The organism is Phyllobacterium sp. RCAM01083, assembly GCF_055685835.1.
In genome coordinates, this window is sequence record NZ_JBVFZN010000005.1 from 3,286,065 (window position 1) to 3,305,441 (window position 19,377).

Annotated in this window: 24 protein-coding genes; 14 read left to right on the forward strand and 10 right to left on the reverse strand. The window is 61.7% G+C overall.

The window, feature by feature from the left end; translation table 11 throughout:
• Window positions 1-135: 135 nt before the first annotated feature.
• Window positions 136-2,337 carry an esterase-like activity of phytase family protein gene (locus ACZ25R_RS22975; RefSeq protein WP_472462321.1) on the forward strand — a complete coding sequence of 734 codons (2,202 nt, stop codon included), beginning with the start codon at window positions 136-138 and terminating at the stop codon, window positions 2,335-2,337.
• A gap of 59 nt (window positions 2,338-2,396) precedes the next feature.
• Here ACZ25R_RS22975 and ACZ25R_RS22980 read toward each other — a convergent pair whose 3' ends face one another.
• Window positions 2,397-3,401 carry an NAD(P)H-quinone oxidoreductase gene (locus ACZ25R_RS22980; protein ID WP_472462322.1) on the reverse strand — a complete coding sequence of 335 codons (1,005 nt, stop codon included), beginning with the start codon at window positions 3,399-3,401 and terminating at the stop codon, window positions 2,397-2,399.
• Window positions 3,402-3,494: 93 nt separating this feature from the next.
• On the opposite strand from ACZ25R_RS22980, the gene ACZ25R_RS22985 reads away from it, so the two are divergent.
• From ACZ25R_RS22985 to ACZ25R_RS22995, 3 genes are all read left to right on the forward strand, one after another.
• Window positions 3,495-3,680 carry a DUF1192 domain-containing protein gene (locus ACZ25R_RS22985; protein ID WP_105734400.1) on the forward strand — a complete coding sequence of 62 codons (186 nt, stop codon included), beginning with the start codon at window positions 3,495-3,497 and terminating at the stop codon, window positions 3,678-3,680.
• A 105-nt stretch (window positions 3,681-3,785) separates the two neighbouring features.
• A complete protein-coding gene (locus ACZ25R_RS22990; RefSeq protein WP_223613698.1) occupies window positions 3,786-5,027 on the forward strand; it encodes an MFS transporter in 1,242 nt (413 codons plus the stop codon).
• Window positions 5,028-5,091: 64 nt separating this feature from the next.
• Window positions 5,092-5,355 (forward strand): ArsR/SmtB family transcription factor, encoded by a 264-nt coding sequence (locus ACZ25R_RS22995; protein WP_223613697.1) that lies wholly within the window; start codon window positions 5,092-5,094, stop codon window positions 5,353-5,355.
• Window positions 5,356-5,474: 119 nt separating this feature from the next.
• Here ACZ25R_RS22995 and ACZ25R_RS23000 read toward each other — a convergent pair whose 3' ends face one another.
• Window positions 5,475-5,654, reverse strand: coding sequence for a YdcH family protein (locus ACZ25R_RS23000; protein WP_105734402.1), 180 nt, complete (start codon window positions 5,652-5,654; stop codon window positions 5,475-5,477).
• A 226-nt stretch (window positions 5,655-5,880) separates the two neighbouring features.
• Between ACZ25R_RS23000 and ACZ25R_RS23005 the strand changes: the two genes are divergently transcribed.
• The 5 genes from ACZ25R_RS23005 to ACZ25R_RS23025 all read left to right on the forward strand — a co-directional run bounded on the left by ACZ25R_RS23005 (window position 5,881) and on the right by ACZ25R_RS23025 (window position 8,727).
• A complete protein-coding gene (locus tag ACZ25R_RS23005; protein ID WP_008128260.1) occupies window positions 5,881-6,084 on the forward strand; it encodes a YdcH family protein in 204 nt (67 codons plus the stop codon).
• A 95-nt stretch (window positions 6,085-6,179) separates the two neighbouring features.
• Window positions 6,180-6,677 (forward strand): 5-(carboxyamino)imidazole ribonucleotide mutase, encoded by a 498-nt coding sequence (purE, locus tag ACZ25R_RS23010; protein WP_223613696.1) that lies wholly within the window; start codon window positions 6,180-6,182, stop codon window positions 6,675-6,677.
• Between the two features lies 1 nt (window position 6,678).
• The gene (locus ACZ25R_RS23015) at window positions 6,679-7,752 is read left to right on the forward strand and encodes a 5-(carboxyamino)imidazole ribonucleotide synthase (RefSeq protein WP_288194954.1); all 1,074 of its coding nucleotides are present in this window, start codon (window positions 6,679-6,681) and stop codon (window positions 7,750-7,752) included.
• Window positions 7,753-7,920: 168 nt separating this feature from the next.
• Complete coding sequence (gene ykgO / locus ACZ25R_RS23020; protein ID WP_091880250.1) at window positions 7,921-8,046, forward strand: type B 50S ribosomal protein L36; 126 nt, start codon at window positions 7,921-7,923, stop codon at window positions 8,044-8,046.
• A 99-nt stretch (window positions 8,047-8,145) separates the two neighbouring features.
• Window positions 8,146-8,727, forward strand: a complete 582-nt coding sequence (locus ACZ25R_RS23025; protein WP_472462323.1) for a hypothetical protein — start codon at window positions 8,146-8,148, stop codon at window positions 8,725-8,727.
• A 55-nt stretch (window positions 8,728-8,782) separates the two neighbouring features.
• On the opposite strand, the gene pyk is transcribed toward ACZ25R_RS23025, so the two are convergent.
• Window positions 8,783-10,219: a pyruvate kinase gene (pyk, locus tag ACZ25R_RS23030; RefSeq protein WP_223613694.1), complete on the reverse strand. Its 1,437-nt coding sequence runs from the start codon at window positions 10,217-10,219 to the stop codon at window positions 8,783-8,785.
• Window positions 10,216-10,719, reverse strand: coding sequence for a DUF1036 domain-containing protein (locus tag ACZ25R_RS23035; protein ID WP_226904671.1), 504 nt, complete (start codon window positions 10,717-10,719; stop codon window positions 10,216-10,218). The genes pyk and ACZ25R_RS23035 overlap by 4 nt, the downstream gene beginning before the upstream one ends.
• 176 nt (window positions 10,720-10,895) lie before the next feature.
• On the opposite strand from ACZ25R_RS23035, the gene ACZ25R_RS23040 reads away from it, so the two are divergent.
• The 3 genes from ACZ25R_RS23040 to ACZ25R_RS23050 all read left to right on the forward strand — a co-directional run bounded on the left by ACZ25R_RS23040 (window position 10,896) and on the right by ACZ25R_RS23050 (window position 12,403).
• Window positions 10,896-11,690 (forward strand): N-formylglutamate amidohydrolase, encoded by a 795-nt coding sequence (locus ACZ25R_RS23040; RefSeq protein WP_472462324.1) that lies wholly within the window; start codon window positions 10,896-10,898, stop codon window positions 11,688-11,690.
• 2 nt (window positions 11,691-11,692) lie between these two features.
• The gene (locus tag ACZ25R_RS23045) at window positions 11,693-11,998 is read left to right on the forward strand and encodes a DUF1244 domain-containing protein (RefSeq protein WP_288194956.1); all 306 of its coding nucleotides are present in this window, start codon (window positions 11,693-11,695) and stop codon (window positions 11,996-11,998) included.
• Window positions 11,999-12,133: 135 nt separating this feature from the next.
• The gene (locus ACZ25R_RS23050) at window positions 12,134-12,403 is read left to right on the forward strand and encodes a DUF2312 domain-containing protein (RefSeq protein ID WP_175540565.1); all 270 of its coding nucleotides are present in this window, start codon (window positions 12,134-12,136) and stop codon (window positions 12,401-12,403) included.
• A 92-nt stretch (window positions 12,404-12,495) separates the two neighbouring features.
• Here the strand turns inward: ACZ25R_RS23050 and ACZ25R_RS23055 are convergent, their stop codons facing one another.
• Window positions 12,496-13,086 carry a TetR/AcrR family transcriptional regulator gene (locus ACZ25R_RS23055; protein ID WP_472462325.1) on the reverse strand — a complete coding sequence of 197 codons (591 nt, stop codon included), beginning with the start codon at window positions 13,084-13,086 and terminating at the stop codon, window positions 12,496-12,498.
• A 156-nt stretch (window positions 13,087-13,242) separates the two neighbouring features.
• Between ACZ25R_RS23055 and ACZ25R_RS23060 the strand changes: the two genes are divergently transcribed.
• Window positions 13,243-13,674, forward strand: coding sequence for a DUF3995 domain-containing protein (locus ACZ25R_RS23060; RefSeq protein ID WP_472462326.1), 432 nt, complete (start codon window positions 13,243-13,245; stop codon window positions 13,672-13,674).
• Between the two features lie 223 nt (window positions 13,675-13,897).
• Window positions 13,898-15,247 carry an MFS transporter gene (locus ACZ25R_RS23065; RefSeq protein ID WP_472462327.1) on the forward strand — a complete coding sequence of 450 codons (1,350 nt, stop codon included), beginning with the start codon at window positions 13,898-13,900 and terminating at the stop codon, window positions 15,245-15,247.
• Between the two features lie 74 nt (window positions 15,248-15,321).
• On the opposite strand, the gene ACZ25R_RS23070 is transcribed toward ACZ25R_RS23065, so the two are convergent.
• The 5 genes from ACZ25R_RS23070 to ACZ25R_RS23090 all read right to left on the reverse strand — a co-directional run bounded on the left by ACZ25R_RS23070 (window position 15,322) and on the right by ACZ25R_RS23090 (window position 19,377).
• Window positions 15,322-15,705, reverse strand: coding sequence for a hypothetical protein (locus ACZ25R_RS23070; RefSeq protein WP_403180534.1), 384 nt, complete (start codon window positions 15,703-15,705; stop codon window positions 15,322-15,324).
• A gap of 85 nt (window positions 15,706-15,790) precedes the next feature.
• Window positions 15,791-17,092, reverse strand: coding sequence for a CynX/NimT family MFS transporter (locus ACZ25R_RS23075; RefSeq protein ID WP_472462328.1), 1,302 nt, complete (start codon window positions 17,090-17,092; stop codon window positions 15,791-15,793).
• Complete coding sequence (locus ACZ25R_RS23080; protein WP_472462329.1) at window positions 17,089-17,766, reverse strand: FadR/GntR family transcriptional regulator; 678 nt, start codon at window positions 17,764-17,766, stop codon at window positions 17,089-17,091. Before ACZ25R_RS23080 ends, ACZ25R_RS23075 begins: the two co-directional genes overlap by 4 nt.
• 102 nt (window positions 17,767-17,868) lie before the next feature.
• Window positions 17,869-18,198: a hypothetical protein gene (locus tag ACZ25R_RS23085; protein WP_472462330.1), complete on the reverse strand. Its 330-nt coding sequence runs from the start codon at window positions 18,196-18,198 to the stop codon at window positions 17,869-17,871.
• A gap of 30 nt (window positions 18,199-18,228) precedes the next feature.
• Window positions 18,229-19,377: a DUF1501 domain-containing protein gene (locus ACZ25R_RS23090; protein ID WP_472462331.1), complete on the reverse strand. Its 1,149-nt coding sequence runs from the start codon at window positions 19,375-19,377 to the stop codon at window positions 18,229-18,231.

Genomic DNA, 19,377 nt, shown 5'->3' on the forward strand with positions numbered 1-19,377 from the left:
ATTCTCGATTGGGCAAGAATCGGTTTTCGTCGCAACCGAATGCAATTACCGGTTTCACCAAACTGTCATGAAATTGTCATGCCGCTGCAACGCCCGCGGGCAACTGATCCCTTGTAAACAAGAGGAGATTCAACAATGCCGCGCAAAACCCTTTGCATCGGACTGTGGACCGCCCTGGTCGCTTCCGTCGCCCTGCCAGCCGCCGCCGAACCGGTTTTCAATCGGATCGCCAGCTTCCCGGTTGCTGACAATCTGCCCAAGGATGCAGACAAGTCAAAGCCGACATCGTCGGAAATCATCACGGCCTCGGAAGACGGCAAGACGCTGGTCTATTCCGACAGCCCCTACGGCGCCATCGGCTTCATCGATATCAGCGATGCCGCCAGGCCCAAGGCCGCCGGCCTGCTGAAGGTCGAAGGTGAGCCGACCTCCGTTGCGGTTGCCGGCGCCATGGTGCTGGCTGCGGTCAATACCTCCAAGGATCACAAGAATCCCTCCGGCCGGCTTGACGTGATCGACCTTGCATCGCGCACGGTGCTGACGAGCTGCGATCTCGGCGGTCAGCCGGACTCGGTCGCCGTCTCCCCCGACAGGACCATTGCCGCCGTTGCCATCGAAAACGAGCGCGACGAAAAGCTCAATGATGGCGAGCTGCCGCAGCTTCCCTCCGGCGATCTCAAGATTTTCTCGCTGAAGAACGGCGCGCCCGATTGCACAAGCATGAGGACCGTCGTTCTGACCGGCCTCGCCGACATCGCCCCGGAGGATGCCGAGCCGGAATTCGTGTCGATCAACGCCAACAACCAGATCGCCGTTACCCTGCAGGAAAACAACCATATCGCGATCATCGATGCGGCCAGCGGCAAGATCACCTCGCATTTCTCCGCCGGCACGGTCGATCTCGACAAGATCGACGTCAAGAACGACGGCGCGCTGAAGTTTGATGGCAGCATGAAGGGTGTCCTGCGCGAGCCGGATACCGTGAAATGGCTGGGTAATGACCGCATTCTCACAGCCAATGAAGGCGACTACAAGGGCGGTTCGCGCAGCTTCACGATCTTCTCCACGGATGGCAAGGTTCTCTATGAATCCGGCCCCTCGCTGGAACACAGGATTGCGGCAGCCGGTCACTATCCCGACAAGCGCAACAAGAAGGGCGTGGAACTCGAAGGCGCCGAAGTCGCGCAATACGGCGATACGAACTACATCTTCGTTGCCAGCGAGCGCGCTTCCGTCGTCGGCGTCTACAAGGATACCGGCAAGGACCCGGAATTCGTGCAGCTCCTGCCATCGGGCATCGCCCCGGAAGGCATTCTTGCCATTCCCTCGCGCAATCTGTTTGTCACCGCCAATGAATCCGATCTGGTTGCGGATGGCGGCGCGCGCTCCCATGTCATGATCTATGAGCTGAAGGACCAGGAACCGGCCTATCCGAAGATCGTGTCGGCGTCGAAGGATGATGGCACGCCGCTGGGCTGGGGTGCCCTGTCGGGCCTGGTCGCAGACCTGAAGGAACCGGGCAAGCTCTATGCGGTCTCGGACTCGTTCTATTCGGCCGCGCCCACCATCTTCACCATTGATGCCAGGCAGACGCCGGCAAAGATCACCCGGGCACTGGTGGTCACACGCGGCGGCCAGCCGGCCCAGAAGCTCGATCTCGAGGGCATCACCACCGATGGCGCGGGCGGCTTCTGGCTTGCCAATGAGGGCGATCAGTCCAAGCTGGTGCCGCATGCGATCTTCAACGTCAACGAGAAGGGCGAGATCAAGAAGGAAATCGCGCTTCCCGAAGAGCTGCTGCCGCATCAGACCCGTTTCGGGCTGGAAGGGATCACCCGCGTCGGCGAAGGCGATGCCACCGTTCTGTGGATGGCCGTGCAGCGGGAATGGAAGGATGACGAAAAAGGCTTCGTCAAGCTCCTGAGCTACAACGTCAAGGACAAGAGCTGGGGTGCCGTCTCCTATCCGCTGGACAAGAAGAGCGGCGACGGCTGGGTCGGTCTTTCCGAAATCACCGCCCATGACGGCCAGCTCTACATCGTCGAACGCGACAATCTGATCGGCGACAAGGCGGTCAACAAGAAGCTCTATCGCGTGGCGCTGGACGGCCTGAAACCGGCAAAGCTCGGCGAAAAGCTGCCGGTTGTCGAGAAGACGCTGGCACGCGACTTCATCGCCGACTTGAAGAGCACGAATGGTTATGTCGTCGACAAGCTGGAAGGCTTTACCGTCGATGTCGCCGGCAATGGCTTTGCGGTCACCGACAATGACGGCGTCGACGGCTCGTCCGGCGAAACGCTGTTCTTCGGCATCGGCAAGGTCAGCGCGGCAAACTGAGCCGTCCGCAACGTTTGCAGGAGGCCGCGCTTGCTGCGCGGCCTTTTGCTTGACGCTTGTCAGCTGACGTCGAGGACGATCTTGCCGACATGCTTGCCTTCCTCCATGCGCTCATGCGCCCGCCACGCCTCGTGGAACGGATAGACCATGTCGATAACCGGGGCGACGCGGCGCTGCACCAGGAGAGGCCAGACTTTCAGCTCCAGTTCCCGGGCAATACCAGCCTTGAACTCGACCGGCCGTGCCCGCAGGGTCGATCCCGTATGGGTCAGCCGCTTGATCATGATTTTGGATATGTCGACCGTGACCTTTGCGCCATTGAGATGGGCAATCTGCACGATCCGCCCGTCGATGGCGGCAGCGTCGTAATTGCGCCCGGTGTAATCGCCGCCGACCATATCGAGCGTCAGGTTGACGCCCTTGCCGCCGGTGGCCTCCTTCACCGCCTCGACAAAATCGTGCGTGCGGTAGTTGATCGCCCGGTCGGCGCCAAGTTTCAGGCAGGCTTCGCATTTGTCGTCGGAACCGGCCGTGGTGATGACATAGGCGCCGAACGCGCTGGCAAGCTGGATCGCCGTGGTGCCGATGCCGGATGTGCCGCCATGCACGAGGAATGTCTCGCCGCTCGTCAGGCCGCCCCGTTCGAACACATTGTGCCAGACGGTGAAAAAGGTCTCGGGCAGGGCGGCGGCTTCGATGAACCCGTATCCCGCCGGGATCGGCAGGGCCGTGGTCTCGTGCACGGTGCAATACTGGGCATAGCCGCCGCCTGCCACCAGTGCCGTCACCCGGTCGCCCACGCGGAAGCGCGTAACGCCGCTGCCCACGGCAACGACGTCGCCGGCAATTTCAAGGCCGGGAATGTCCGATGCGCCGGGTGGCGGCGGATAATAACCCTGGCGCTGCAGCACGTCAGGCCGGTTGACGCCGGCCGCATGCACCTGAACCAGAAGTTCATTCGGCCCTGCTTCCGGAACGCCGCGCTTTCCCGGCTTGAGGACCAGCGGACCGCCCGGCTGGGTGATCTCGACCGCGGTCATCGTCGTCGGAATTTTACTGGCCATGGGTAGCTCCTTCAGTTGATTCGCTTGAATGATTTGCAATTCGAAGCGGGTGGACTGTATCCTTTCAGCACAAAGCGGCAAGTGGAGGACATGATGTCACTTTTCGACGAGGAACCGAAACGCAGGGTTGCCCACGAGATCGGGCAGGAACTTTCTCTGCTTTCCGTCGCCGAGCTGGACGAGCGCATCGGCATCCTGCGGGCGGAAATCACCCGGCTTGAGGAAGAACGCACGCGCAAGGGCAGCAGCAAGCTGGCGGCGGAAGCACTTTTTCGCTGAAACGGAACGTAAATGATGCGGATGTCATGATGTCTCCGCATTGCTGATCGAGACGGGCCTGTACCGGCTTGTTGCCGGCATCCGTCCAAGCATTGGGGTACCGCTGTGTTCCGTTCGTTCGTACAGGTCTTTGCCCTCTTGTGTGGCACGTCATTCCTGGTCATGGCCTCGGGCCTGCACGGGCTCCTGCTGCCGCTGCGCGGCGGGGCGGAGGGTTTTTCCACCACGTCCCTCGGTCTTCTCGGTACCGCCTGGGCCGGCGGGTTCATAACCGCCTGCCTGCTGGCGCCGCGCCTGGTGCGCCGCGTCGGCCACGTCCGGGCATTCAGCGCCTTTGCCGCCATTGCCGCCATTGTCGCGCTGATGACCGGTATTCTGGTGCATGCCACCGCCTGGATTGCGCTGCGGGCGCTGACCGGCTTTGCCATGGCCGGCGCCTACATGGTGATCGAAAGCTGGCTGAACGAGCGGGCGACCAATGCCAATCGCGGTCAGATCTTCGGCCTTTACATGGTGGTGAACTTTGCCTCCATCACGGCGGGCCAGATGATGATCGGCTTCGGCGACGTGCACAACGGCACCTTTTTCATGCTGACCGGCATCCTGTTCTGCCTGGCGCTGATTCCGACGGCCATTTCCACCGCCAGCAGCCCGAAACCGCTGACGGAAGTGCAGCTCGACCTCAAGGCGCTCTACCGCAATTCGCCGGTTGCCTTTGTCGGCTGCATGCTGATCGGTGTTGCCAATGGCGCGTTCGGCACGCTGGGCGCCGTCTACGGCGCGGCAACGGGCATCACCACCACGGAAATCGCCCTGATGATGAGTGCCTCCGTCATGGGCGGCGCCCTGATGCAGATTCCGGTGGGGCGCATGTCCGACCGTACCGACCGACGCTATGTCCTGGCGTTCGTCGCCGGTGCTGCGGCGATCATCGGCATCCTGATTTTCCTGATCGGCTCGCGTCAGGCAACGGTCATCCTGTTCATGACGGCGATCTATGGCGGACTGGCCTATACGCTCTATCCGGTGGCGGTGGCCCATGCCAACGACTATTCGGACTCGCAGAATTTCGTCAAGGTAACCGGCGGCCTGCTGCTGCTCTATGGCTTCGGCACCATGGTCGGGCCGATCCTCGGCGCCTGGGCCATGGAATATGTTGCGCCCGAAGGCCTGTTTGCGATCACGGCGCTGGCACATGTCTCGATCATGACCCACGCCATCATCCGCTCGCGCATGCGGGCAGCCATGCCGATTGCAATGCGGGACAATTTCCAGACCGTTCCCTCGGAGCGGGCAACGCCCGAGGGCATCAAGCTCGATCCCCGGGCGGAAGCCCAGCCGGACTGAGGTTCGCAAGGTTTTTCGTACAAAATGCGTTGACATTGACGGCAGTTTAAAACGACTATTCGGCATGGCCGAAACCGATGCATTTGCCGCCATTTCCGATCCGAACCGCCGCTATCTGCTGGAAGAGTTGCGGCGCGGTCCCAAGACCGTGAATGAACTGGCGCTTGGCCTGCCCATTTCGCGCCCGGCGGTGTCCCAGCACCTGAAGGCGCTGCTGGATGCGCAACTGGTCAAGGTCAAGTCCGAGGGGACACGCCGGATTTATGCCGTCGACGACAGCGGCTTCTTTCACCTGAATTTATGGCTGGATCAGTTCTGGAGCGAATGATGGCGGCACGGCGTCCGGCCAATAAAAAAACCCGGTCGCAGACCGGGTTTTTGTTTTAGTGCCAGCCCAGCGGCCTCTCCGGCAACCGGCTGAAATTCTTCTTCTGTAGGCCAAAGGCTCTAATGGCGCGTGGCGGTCGATCTCAGTTTTTCGATTTGCTCTTTCAGCATGAGCTTGCGACGTTTCATATCGGTAATCTTCAGGTCGTCGGTGGCAGGACTTGCCAGCGCTTCGGAGATTTCCTTCTCGAGTGCACCATGCTTACGTTCAAGCGTTTCAAGATGAGACTCAATGGCCATCCGGCTTCTCCCTTGGTTGGTTTCCTACTCGTTCATGCTCTGCCGGCCAAAGGGCGAGATTATGACAGAGCCGTGACACTCTGCCACCACTTGAAGCAATTGTCGAATTTGTTTCGTAGGATTTTCTTGTCATGTAAAATATGGTATTGCCACGTGCTGATCCGGTATTCTCGAACGCCGGACCAGACATTGGATTCTTCTAAAGCAAAATACCGGGAATCACTGCATGTCCGACCAGGATCAGGCTGACATTCGATTGGCAGTCGCACGATTGAAACAGGAGCATCTGGATTTTGATGCCGCCATACAAGCGATGATCCAGGTTGGTTGTGACCAGCTTCGAATCCAGCGGATGAAAAAGAAGAAGCTCATCATCAAAGACAAGCTCATCGAGCTTGAAGACAAGATCATCCCGGACATTATTGCCTGATTTTCAACAGCTTGTGACCGGCGGGCTGCCGATAACTTGCAGCGTCCCCACTTTTCCGTTAATCCCTGCACGCTCCGCTGATCAGAGGATGTTCAATGGCCGATAAACGCGCTGACGTCGCAATCATCATGGGTAGCCAGTCCGATTGGGCAACCATGCGCCACGCCGCCGAGACGCTCGATGCGCTCGGCATTTCCCACGATGACCGCATCGTTTCCGCCCACCGCACGCCGGACCGTCTGGTTGCTTTTGCCAAGGGCGCGCGCGATGCCGGTCTCAAGGTTGTGATCGCCGGTGCCGGCGGTGCCGCCCATCTTCCCGGGATGGCCGCTTCCATGACGCCGCTGCCGGTGTTCGGTGTGCCGGTGGAATCGAAAGCTCTCTCCGGACAGGATTCCCTCCTGTCCATTGTCCAGATGCCGGCCGGCATTCCCGTCGGCACCCTGGCGATCGGCCGTGCCGGTGCGGTCAATGCCGCCCTTTTGGCTGCGGCAGTTCTGGCACTGAACGATGCCGCACTGGCAAAACGGCTTGACGACTGGCGCACGGCGCAGAGCGAAAAGGTCGCCGAACGGCCATCTGACGAGGCATGAGATGATTGCAGCAGGATCGACTATCGGCATTATCGGCGGGGGACAGCTCGGCCGCATGCTTGCCATGGCAGCGGCGCGTCTCGGCTATCGCACCGTCATTCTCGAACCGCAGGCGGACTGTCCGGCCGCGCAGGTTGCCAATGAGCAGATCGTTGCGGCCTATGACGATCCCGATGCGCTGGAGCGCCTGGCTGAGCTGAGCGACGTCATCACCTACGAATTCGAAAATGTGCCGGTCGATGCGGCCGAGACATTGAATGAAAGCACGCCGGTCTTTCCGCCGCCCGAGGCGCTGAAAGTGTCGCAGGACCGGGTGACCGAAAAGCGCTTCCTCAACAAGGCCGGCATCCCGACAGCGCAATGGCGCATTGTCGAGAATGAGGGCGATCTGGAAGCGGCGCTTCTCGCCTTCGAGGGCAAGGGCATCCTCAAGACCCGCCGCTTCGGCTATGACGGCAAGGGCCAGGTGAAGTTTTCCGGCGCCAAGGGCGAAGACGCCAAGGCGGGCTTTGCCGCCATCGGCAGTGTCCCGGCTATTCTGGAAGGTCTGGTCGATTTCACCCGCGAAATTTCGGTGATCGCGGCGCGCGACGAGGCAGGCAATATCCGCATCTACGACATTGCAGAGAATGTGCACAGGGACGGTATCCTGGCGACCTCGACCGTGCCGGTGTCCGTATCGTCGACGATTGCAGGCCTTGCGGCCGATTCGGCGCGCAAGCTGCTCGAGGCTCTCAATTATGTCGGTGTTCTCGGCATGGAGTTCTTCGTGCTGGCCAATGGGACACTTTTGGCCAATGAGTTTGCCCCGCGCGTGCACAATTCGGGCCACTGGACGGAAGCCGCCTGCGCGGTCTCGCAGTTCGAACAGCATATCCGTGCGGTTGCCGGGCTGCCGCTGGGCGATACGCGGCGCCATTCCGATTGCGTGATGGAAAATCTCATCGGCGACGACGTGGCCAAACTGCCGGCGATTCTGGCGGAAAGCGGGGCCGTCGTGCATCTCTACGGCAAGGCCGATGCACGTCCCGGCCGCAAGATGGGCCACGTCACGCGCATTACAAAGCGGCTGTAGGGGCAAATAAATTCACTCCCGATGCATGAATCGCCATATGAATCATGAGTCGGGAGTTGACAATCGGGGCAATCCTTGGCTATTTCCCCGCAACGTGTTTCCGGCGCGCTCCAGAGGCGCGCTTTATTATTGGTGCCCGGTTTCGGGCGTAAAGATACCGGTGCTGAAATGAAGATCAAGAATTCGCTCAAGGCTCTCAAAGGCCGTCATCGTGACAATCAGCTGGTGCGCCGCAAGGGCCGCATCTACATCATCAACAAGACTGCGCCGCGTTTCAAAGCGCGCCAGGGCTGATTTACCGTTTCACGGTTATTTGCATTTGACGTTTCGCTGATACGGACTACGATCCGTATCATGCGGAGCGTTTTTGCGTTTTTTATCGGATCTGTCCTGATGATGTCGCCGGCGCTGGCGCAGGAGACGTCCGGGACTGACGTCCCTGCGGCTGCACCGCAGGCAACCGCGCTGCCGGGCAAGACCCTGGCCGAAAAGCGTGCCGCCCGCCTCGATGAGCTGTTCTTTGCCCTGAAGCGCGAGCGCAATGAAGCCAAAGCCACCCGCATCGCCGAACAGATCCAGGCGCAGTGGCAGAATTCCGGCAGTGCGACCGTCGATCTGATGATGCAGTGGGCAGCCCTTGCCATGACGGAAAAGAAATATGCCGTCGCGCTGGATTTTCTCGATCAGGTCACCGTGATGAAACCGGATTTTGCCGAGGGCTGGAACCGGCGTGCCACGGTCAATTTCCTGATGAATGATTACGGGCGGTCGATGGCCGACATCCAGAAGACGCTGTCGCTGGAGCCGCGTCATTTCGGTGCGCTGGCGGGGCTGGCGGCCATCCTGAAGGATACCGGCAACAAGGAAGGCGCCCTGCATGCCTTCGAGCAGGTTCTTGCGGTCTATCCGATGATGCGGGAGGCGCAGAAGCAGGCGGGCCAATTGGCCGAGGACCTGACGGGTCAGCGTACCTGATTTTTTCGGTGTTTCCGGGTCGGCGGCTGATCACCGCCAACCCGAATGATCTTTTTCAGATTCCTGTCAGCCCGTCCGAGCCGATATAGGCAATGCGCAGCATGTTGGTCGAGCCGGGCGTGCGCAGCGGCACACCGGCCGAGATGATGATGCGGTCACCCGGATTGCCGAATTCTTCCTGATAGGCGATGTGGCAGGCGCGGTCGACCATGTCGTCAAGGTCGGTTGCGTCTTCCGTGACAACGCAGTGCAGGCCCCAGACGAGCGAGAGCTTGCGCGCCGTCTCGACAACCGGCGACAGGGCGATGATCGGCAGCAATGGCCGTTCACGCGCCGCGCGCAGGCCCGTGGTGCCCGATGCCGTATAGGTGACGATGGCGGACAGGTTGAGCGTTTCGGCGATCTGCCGGGCGGCAAGCGAAATGGCGTCCGCGCCGGTGGCATTCGGCTCGGGGCGCTGCGCATGGATGATGCCGGGATAGTTCGGGTCGCGCTCGACCTCTTCGGCGATGCGGGCCATGGTGGAAACCGCTTCGACCGGGTAGTCACCGGCGGCCGATTCGGCTGATAGCATCACGGCATCGGCGCCTTCGAACACGGCCGTTGCCACGTCGGACACTTCGGCGCGGGTCGGGACCGGCGCGGTGATCATCGATTCCAGCATCTGCGTGGCGACGACGACCGGCTTGCCGGCGCGGCGGCAGGCGCGGATGATCTGTTTCTGGATGCCGGGAACGGATTCCAGCGGCATTTCAACGCCAAGATCGCCACGGGCAACCATCAGCGCATCGGAGAGCTCGATGATCTCAGCAAGGCGGGTGACGGCCTGCGGCTTCTCGATCTTCGAGAGCAGGGCAACGCGGCCGCGCGAGATCTTGCGCACTTCGGCAAGATCCTCCGGCCGCTGGATAAACGACAGGGCCACCCAGTCGACCTCTTCCTGCAGCACGGCATCGAGATCGCGGCGGTCCTTTTCCGTCAGGGCGCCGACGCCCAGCGTGGTATCGGGCAGGCTGACGCCCTTCTTGTCGGAAATCTTGGTGCCGGACACGACGCGGCAGGTGATCGACTTGCCATCGGACGATTCGGCGACCAGCGCCAGCTTGCCGTCATCGATCAGCAGGCGGTGGCCCGCTTCGACCGCTTCGAGAATTTCCGGATGCGGCAGGAACACGCGGGTGTTGTCGCCCAGCGCTTCATTGTTGTCGAGGGTGAAGATCTGGCCGGGAACGAGGTCGACCTTGCCCTCGGCGAACTTGCCGACGCGCAGCTTTGGTCCCTGCAGATCGGCGAGAATGCCGATCGGGCGGCCCACTTCCTTTTCGACATTGCGCAGGCGGCGCACGAGTTCGCGCATGAGATCATGGCTGGCATGGCTCATGTTGATGCGGAACACGTCGGCACCGGCTTCGAACAATTTGCGAATCATCGCTTCGTCGGATGAAGCGGGACCCAGTGTGGCGAGGATTTTGACCTTACGGCGGCGTCTCATCGAGGAGGGGTATCCGTTACAATTGGAGCTGAGGGAGGATTTTCTTCCGTAAGCTGGACCATCCAGCTTGATTGTTCGCCGGTATCATACTCCTGAAATCCCGCCCGCTGAAACCCGCGTGCAAAACAATCATTGATACCGGTAATCTTGAATTGGTTTTCCGCCACGCACATGTTGACCTTGCCATCCCAGCGGCCGCCGCTCTGGGCGTCCTCGGCATAGAGGTAGTAATAGCGCGACGTCAGCGGACCGACGACCAGCGTGGTGCAGGAGGATGCGTTGACATGCCACCAGCCCTCGGTGATCCAGCCGGTCTTCGCCCGGTAGCCAAGCGCGACGCCCACCAGATTTTGCGTGGTGTTGCACACGCGGAAATCCGCATGGGCCTCATCCGGCGCAAAGACACTGCCTGCTGCAAAAATGAATAAAAAAGCCGCTAGAAAGCTGCTCCATCGCGTCCGCTGATGCTGGTCAGCGCGGAAAATGATGCCCCTGCGCAATATTGCCTCCGTCCGTCTTAGACTCCTTTTCCGCAGTTTCACATGCATTGTCAACGCGCTAATGGGCGGAACATGCCGTTCCTGCTGACCTGTGACAAAAGATTGATGGTTGCATTCCCGATCAGGGCATGAAACACAAAAAATTCTCCCGAATAATCGCGCAAGAGAACGTTCCAATGCCGTTTTCCCCCTTTCATCTCGTCCATGGCAGCAATGACAGAGGACTGGTGCTTCTGGCCGATCATGCCCACCGGGATCTGCCGGAGGAATACGGCTCCCTCGGGCTGCCGCCGCAGCAGTTCGAACGGCATATCGCCTATGACATCGGCGTCGAGCCGTTGACGCGCAAACTGGCGGCAATGCTCGGTGTTCCGGCCGTGCTGGGCGGGTTTTCCCGCCTGCTGATCGATCCGAACCGCGGCGAAGACGATCCCACCCTGATTATGCGCCTCTCCGACGGGGCGATCATTCCGGGAAACAACCCGATGCCGGACGCCGAGCATCAAAGACGCGTGAATGATTTCTATCGCCCCTATCACACGGCTGTTTCGGACATGATCCAGGCGGTTGCCGGGGCGAGCGGCAAGGCGCCGTTGGTCATTTCCATCCATTCCTTCACCGCCTTCTGGAAAACGACGCCGCGGCCGTGGCATGCGGGCATTCTCTGGGATAGCGATCCGCGCGCGGTCGTGCCGCTCATAAAAGCCCTGGAAGCCGATCCGCAGTTGGTGGTCGGCGACAACGAACCCTATGACGGCGCGCTGCGCAACGATACGATGTTCAAGCATTGCATCGTGCCGGGGCTTGCCCATGCGCTGATCGAGGTGCGGCAGGATCTGATCGCCGACGAGAAGGGTGTCGATGAATGGGCAGACCGGCTTGCCCCGATCCTTGACGCGATCAACGCCGATCCCGATATACATGTTGCCCGTAAATACGGCTCGCGCACCGGCCCACTGGAAGAGGTTTGACCATGAGCAATGTCAGCGAAGAACAGCGTATCGCCCTTGAAGCCGCCGCGTTCCGGCGGCTGCTGGAGCATCTGCGCGCGCGCAGCGACGTGCAGAACATCGACCTGATGAATCTGGCCGGTTTCTGCCGCAACTGCCTGTCCAACTGGTATCGGGAAGCGGCGGATGCGGCGGGCGTGCCCCTGTCAAAGGATGAATCGCGTGAGATCATCTATGGCGAACCCTACGCGGAATGGCAGGCCAAGCACCAGCGCGAGGCCAGCGATGCGCAGAAGGCCGCCTTTGAGGTCAATAAGCCTTCGCATTGACGAACCACGCCGCAGCGGCGGCCGAAACCGCCGTGATCCCGACTCTATTGTCTTGACTCATTGCGCTGTGGTCGGGCATCGGAACCGCAGAGGCGGCGTTCGCGAGTCGCACAATCAATTTTTACGGAGCAAGATATGAGCATGGATGATGTAGCGCCACAGGGCGGTGTCGAAGGTGTTGCGGCTGCGGAATTGCGGCAGTTCATCGAGCGCATCGAGCGCCTTGAGGAAGAAAAGACCACGCTTCAGGACGACATCAAGGAAGTGATGGCGGAAGCCAAGGGCCGCGGCTACGACACCAAGATCATCCGCACGATCGTCCGCCTGCGCAAGAAGGATGCGAACGAGCGCAAGGAAGAGGAAGCGATCCTCGAGCTGTACATGAACGCCCTCGGCATGGTCTGAGCCTTCACGACAAACGACAGCTGAAACGGGATTGGATGTGCAGACAGCGCTGCACCCTATCCGATCCCGTTTGGTCGGCTGCTCGCTCGAGACTACCCCCGCGAAGTCCTGCCCGCGGGATTTTCCCCCAGAAGATATCCAAGCAGTTCAAGCATGTTCGCCCGGACATCGGCGAGGCCCTGCGATGCCAGAATTTCCAGGCCGATCAGCGCGCCGTAGAGAATCCGGGCATTTGTTCCGCTCCGGTCTGCGGACTGGCCGCACGTCCGGAAAAGCTGCACAAGATAGGCCAGGCGCCGTTCATCCACCGATTTGAGGATTGCCGCGGTCGTGGCATCATGGCGGGCCCATTCACGGATGGCGCTTTCCGTCCGGTCGCCGCCATAGGCCGAACTTGGCACGCCGGTTGCCTCGATCACCAGTGCCTGCAGCTGCTCCCGGGGCGTTGTCCGGATGGCTTCGACATCGCTGATGATGGCATCGGTCGCCAGATGCTGCCAGTGCGCCAGCATCTGCGCCTTCAGCGCCGGCACATCCCTGAAATGCCAGTAGAACGAGCCCTTGCTGACCTTGAGATCGCGGGCAATCGCCTCGGCCCGGATCGCCTGCGCGCCGCCCTGGCTCAGGGCGCGGAAGGCGGCGCTGATCCAGTCTTCGGCTGAGAGGGTCTTTCGGGTCGGCATTGCCATTCCATACGCTGCCGTATTGACCAGGGCAAGCGGCAATGTTTATATACGCCACCGTATGGTCGACTGGATTGAAGGACGTATCATGAGCAAATGCACTGCCGCCGCTGCAATCGTGTCCCCGGTCACGCTCCACGTCCGGGCGGGCAGGCCATGATGCACACTCTGGCATGGCTCGTGTTCATCGTGCTGACCATCGTCGCGGCGCTGCATCTCTACTGGGGGTTCGGCGGTTTGTGGCCGGCGCGCGATCAACTGTCCCTGGCTCGGACCGTGGTCGGGTCGAAGGGGATTTCCGCAATGCCGTCACGCGGCGTGACCGTTGTCGTTGCCGCCCTGATCTTCACCGCCGGTGTTCTCGCCCCGATGCAGTTGTCCATCATTCCGGCGCTGTTGCCGGCCGGGCTGCTTCGTCTCGGCATGCTGGTGCTGACGATCATATTCCTTGCGCGCGGCAGCCTCAGCTTCACGGCGTTTTTCCGCAACCGGCAGGCCGAGGAGCCCTTCCTGACACTGGACCGCCGCTATTACGGTCCGCTGTGCCTCGTCATCGGGGCGGCTTTCGGTGTGTTGTTGTTCGCCTGAATGCACCCCGCTTTTTTGGTTTTGAACGTTTGACGGGCGTTGCGCGATATTAAACTTCACATGAAGCATCGCGAACGGCTTTAAATTTCTTGAACTGACCCGGCGACGGGTATAATCGTCTCGCTGCCCACCTATCTTTTCATGATCCATTTCTCTTCCGACTGATGTGATCTGCCGGCATTCGCGTTGGGGCAGCCGCCTCAGCCGTCAGGGAGTAAAATCAATGTCTGTATCCACAGCGCAGCTGTCCATCAAGGCGCCCGCCAATTCGCGGTCCCGCGTCATCCTGGCCAGCCTGATTGGCACCACCATCGAATTCTACGATTTCTACGTCTATGCGACCGCCGCCGTGCTGGTTTTCCCGCATCTGTTCTTTCCGCCCGGCAACGAAACGACGGCCCTTCTGTCGTCCTTCGCCATTTTCGGCGCGGCCATGGTGGCGCGCCCACTCGGCGCGATCTTCTTCGGCCATCTCGGCGACAAGCGCGGCCGCAAGATCACGCTGGTCGGCGCGCTTCTGACCATGGGTATCGCTACCTTCCTCATCGGCGTCCTGCCGACCTTCGCAACCGTGGGCTGGTTTGCCCCGGCCATGCTGGTCGTGCTGCGGCTGGCGCAGGGGTTCGCGCTCGGCGGTGAATGGAGCGGTGCGGCGCTGGTCGCCACCGAGAACGCACCAGAGGGAAAGCGCGCGATCTTTGGCACGTTTCCGCAACTGGGTGCGCCCATCGGCTTCATCATCGCCAATGGACTGTTCCTGATCATCGCGGCCATCCTGCCGTCGGACGATCCGTCGCGGCCCTCCCTCGCATTCCTCGACTGGGGCTGGCGCATTCCGTTCCTGTTTTCCACCGTCATGGTGATCGTCGGCCTGTGGGTCCGGCTCAACCTGGTTGAAAGCACCGCCTTCGAGAAAACCGTCAGCAAAGGCGAGATCAAGAAGGTGCCGCTGGTGTCCGTGTTCCAGTCGCATTGGAAGCAGCTCGTGCTCGGCACGTTCTACATGCTTGCCACCTATGTGCTGTTCTACCTGATGACCACGTTCTCGCTCAGCTATGGCCGCGCCGCCGCGGCCGGACCGATTGCGGGTCTCGGCTATGACTACACGACCTTCGTCCTGATGATGATTGTCGGCGTGGTGTTCTTCGGCATCTTCACCCTGGTGTCCGGACCATGGGCGGACCGCTGGGGCCGCCGCAAGACACTGATTGGGGTGACACTCGCCATTATCGTGTTCGGCCTCCTGTGGGTGCCGATGCTGTCTCTGGGCAATGTTGGCGTCATGGCCTGGCTGATCCTCGGCTTCACCCTGATGGGAATGACGTTCGGTCCGATGGGCGCCCTGCTGCCGGAACTGTTCCCGGTGAGCATGCGCTATACCGGATCGGGCATTTCCTACAATGTCTCGTCGATCCTCGGCGCCGCGGTTGCCCCCTTCATAGCGATTGCCTTGTGGAAGCTCGGCGGCGGCAGCCCGTTCTGGGTTGGCGTCTACCTCTCGGCCATGGCCGTGCTGACATTGATAGCGCTGATCATCGGCAAGGAAACCAAGGACATCGATATCGAGGCCTAGATTTCCGGTCGCTGAATACAAAAGGCGCGGCCCGCTGAAAAAGCGGGCCGCGCCTTGTTTTTATGATGATTTATTTAGTAGTTCGGATCGTAGACCAGGCGGTCGCGGCTTGCCGGGCGGTCATAGACCGGCGCGCGGTTCTGATTCTGCTTGGCAAGTGATCCGATGATCACGGCACCGAGCGCCAGTCCGGCAACACCGGCAATGATGGCCGTGTCGCGGTTCTTGTGACGGTCGGAACGCTCGGACCGGTAGTCCCGGTTGCGGTAATAATCCCGTTCGCGATAGTAGTCATCGCCGCGGTCGCGGTAGTAACTGTCGCGATAGGAGCGCTCGCCGGACCAGCCGCCATCATCGTAGGAAGAATAGTAGTCGCCAGCCTGCGCCGGAGCCGATTGGAGGCTGATTGCGCTGATCGAAACGGCAGCAACCAGAAGAGCAGCGAGTATCTTTTTCATCATGCGGTCCTCAACGTTAATTCGTTGAGCACAGATATAGAGCCCGCCGGCTGAACCGGCGATGAATGCTGCCGTTAGCTGTCGTTCACAGGGTGATGGTCCGGGCCCGCACCTGCAGGGCGCGGCCGGCACCCCAGCCGAAAATGGCAACGCCAATGCCGAGCAGCACAAACAGGATGGCAGTTGCCGCATAGCTTTCCGTGACGCTGTGGATCAGGCCGACAAGCAGCGGACCGATGGCGGCGAGCATGTAGCCGACGCATTGGGCCATGCCGGAGAGATGCGAGGCGACATGCGAGTCGGGCGAGCGCAGCACGATCATGGTCATGGCGATGGCAATGAGCCCGCCCTGGCCGATGCCCTGGACGACCGCCCACAGCCAGACCGTGGAGAGCGGCGCAAACAGCAGGCCGAGCAGGCCGGCAACGGCAATCGTGACCAGCGCCACATTGATCAGGCTCTGATTGCGGCAACGCACGGCAATCGACGGCACGAGCAGGCAGGTGAAGACCTGCGCCATGACCGACACGGAAACCACGACACCGGCGGTCGTCCCGTCAAGGCCGCGATCGCGCAGGATGGGCGCCAGCCAGCCGAAGACGCAGTAGGCGAGTGCCGACTGCAGGCCCATGAACAGGGTGACCTGCCATGCCAGAGGGTCGTTCCAGAGGCCGATCACCTTGAAGCCTGCATGTTTGGTGCGGACCTTGCGGGCGAGGGCCTGCGGCAGCCAGATCGCGGTGACAACCAGCGCCGGCAAGGCCCAGGCGCTGAGCGCCAGCGACCATGATCCGCCCAGCATCTTCTGCACCGGCAGGGTCAGGCCGGCGGCACTGGCCGCACCCGCGCACAGCGCCATAGTGTAGAGGCCGGTCATCATGCCGGTGCGGCTGGCGAAATCGCGCTTCACCAGACCGGGCAGCAGGACATTGCCGATGGCGATGCAGCCGCCCGCCAGCGCCGTGCCGATGAACAGCAGCGGCAGGGATTGAAGCCCGCGCAGGGCAGTGCCGAGCGCCAGCAAAAGGAGAACGCCGAGGAGCGTGCGCTCCGCGCCGATGCGCTGGGCGAGACGCGGCGCCAGCGGGGCAAACAGGCCAAGGCAGAGCACCGGCAGCGTGGTGAGCACGCCCGCGCCGAAGGATGACAGTCCGGTCTGGGCGATGATTTCCGGCAAAAGCACCGACGCACTGGAGAAGACCGGGCGCAGATTGTAGGCGATGAGAACGAGGCTGAGGCCGAACAGAATCTGCGCGCCAGGGGTTTTGAAATCCGGCACGCGCGGCTGGGGAACGCTGTCCACCTCGGCATCGACAAGCTGTTCGGCGGCAATGTTCAGATCCGCTGCCAGGCGGCTGGGGTGTTCAGGCGGAAGATGCTGGTTCATGATGCGAGCAACCGATCGAGTTCGATGAGAAGGGGGGCCATGAAGGCGCGGGCGGTGGATGCCGCCTTGTCCGGATCGCCGGATTCAATCGCGTCGATGATGGCCGCATGGGCTGCCATGTCCGGTTCGGGCAGTTCGCCCGTGACCGTGGCCCGGATGACTTCCTGGGTGGAAACCGAGAAGAATTCGTAGACTTCGATGAGTGCCAGATTGTTTGACGCGGCCACCACCGCCTTGTGGAAGGCGAGGTCGTGCTCGACATAGTAATCGTGCCGGGCCGTAGCGTATTCGCCGCGATCGGCCAGCAGCTGGCGCAGGTCGGCGACGACCTCCGGAGTGTGGCGCAGGGCAGCCAGGCGTGCCGCTTCGACTTCCAAGGCGCAGCGCGCCTCGACCTGGTCGCGCAGGCCGGTACGCCTGATCCGCAACAGGCTTTCGTCCGGGTTGATGATCGAGCGGACATAGGTGCCGGAGCCCTGCTTGGTCTCCAGAAATCCCTGCGCGACGAGAACCCGCACCGCTTCGCGCACGGTCCCGCGGCTGACGCCGAGCATGTCGGCGAGGGCAGCCTCGTTGGGGATGCGGTCGCCGACCGGCCAGCGATTGCTGACGATTTCGGCGCGTATATTGTCAATCGCCGTATCGGCAAGATTGGTGCGGGCGGCAGGCTGCATCGTGTGGAAGTCCCAAAGTCATCTGATGACTTGATAACTAAGGGACTGCAGGGCGCCTGTCAAGGCGCCCCGGATGGACAGAGACTGGCGACGTCTGGCGTCTCAGCGGTAGATCACGATCGGCCGGCGATGAACAATGATGGGTGCCGGGCGCTCGATGATCACGGTTCTTGGCCCGAATGCTTCGAGCGGGAACCAGTAGCCGCGATAGAAGCGGTAGCCCGGCCGGTAATAGCCGTAGCCGCGGTGGCCATTGTAGTAATAGCCGTCGCGCCAGCCGTAATAGCCGTGCCGCCAGTAGACGGGCTCGGCCTGGGATTGCAGGTGCTCGCCCTGTACCGGCAGGAGCGGCAGGGCGCTGGCGCTTTGTGCTCCGGCAAACGTGGCAATGGCGACAAGACCGCCGGTAATCATGCTCAGGATGGTTCTCATGATAGCCTCTTCAAAGGGTTGGTTGGTGGTTCACGTTCTGATCAGCCCTTGCAGGGACCGGTCAAAGGGGCGGTTCGGAAAGAGCGTCTGCATGGTGCGCTCGGGTTCGAGACCAAAGGTTTCCGCGGCAAGTGCCGCGATCAGCGCGTCGAGATCCATGGTGGGTTTCAGGTCGCGGTTTTCATAAAGTGCGTTTGGGGCGAGGCCCGGCCAGTCGGCCAGGATGCGTCCGCCGTTGACCGCGCCGCCGAGGATGAGCGCGGTTGTCGCCGTGCCATGGTCGGTCCCGCCGGTGCCGTTGGCGGCGGCGGTGCGGCCGAACTCGGTTGCCACCAGCACGGTCGTCTGCTGCCAGACGTCGCCAAGCCCGTCGCGCATCGCGTCGATCATGGCATCGAGCGCCTTGAGCTGGTTGGCAAGCCGGTTCTCCTGGCCGCTATGGGTATCCCAGCCGCTGGTTTCGATCATGGCGATGCGCGGGCCGTCAGGCCTCACAAGCGCCTCGGCGGCGGTTCTGCCGGCGGCGGCGGGATTCTGGCGGGTTTCCATGTCGTGGAACAAGCCGCGCGCCTCCATCGCCGCGCTCCAGACCGGATGAAACTGCTGGTCCCGGTCGTAGAGCTGCGCCACCCGCAGCAGGAGATCGTCGGATGCTTCCGGCAGGGTCGAGGGCGCGTAGGAGGTAACATCCGCCGGGCCGCGCAGGGCAGCCGGTATGGTCGGGGCGAAGGCAATGGCCTTGTCGGCCGATTTCGGCAGCAGCGTCACCAGCCGGTTCAGCCAGCCATCCCGGATCTGGTAGGGGCTGGTGCCGCCGGTCTCCAGGACATTCTGGCCGTCGAAGTGCGAGCGCTCGCGGTAGGGTGAGGCGACGGCGTGCACGAACAGTGCCTGCCGGTTGCCGTAGAGCGTGCCCATGCCGGCGAGCGCGGGATGCAGCGCGAACATGCCGTCGAGCTTGATGGCGTCTGAAGTCTGGATTGCAAGGCCGCCGCGCAGCTGCGCATAGGCCGGGTCGGCATAGGGCACGACGATGTTGAGGCCATCGGCGGCGCCGCGCTGAATGATGAAGACGAAACGGCGGTCGCTCGCCACATTGGCAAAGACGATACGCGGCGCCACGAGCATCGATCCCGCCCCGATGGCGGCCAGACGCAGAAAATCCCGGCGGTTGGTCAT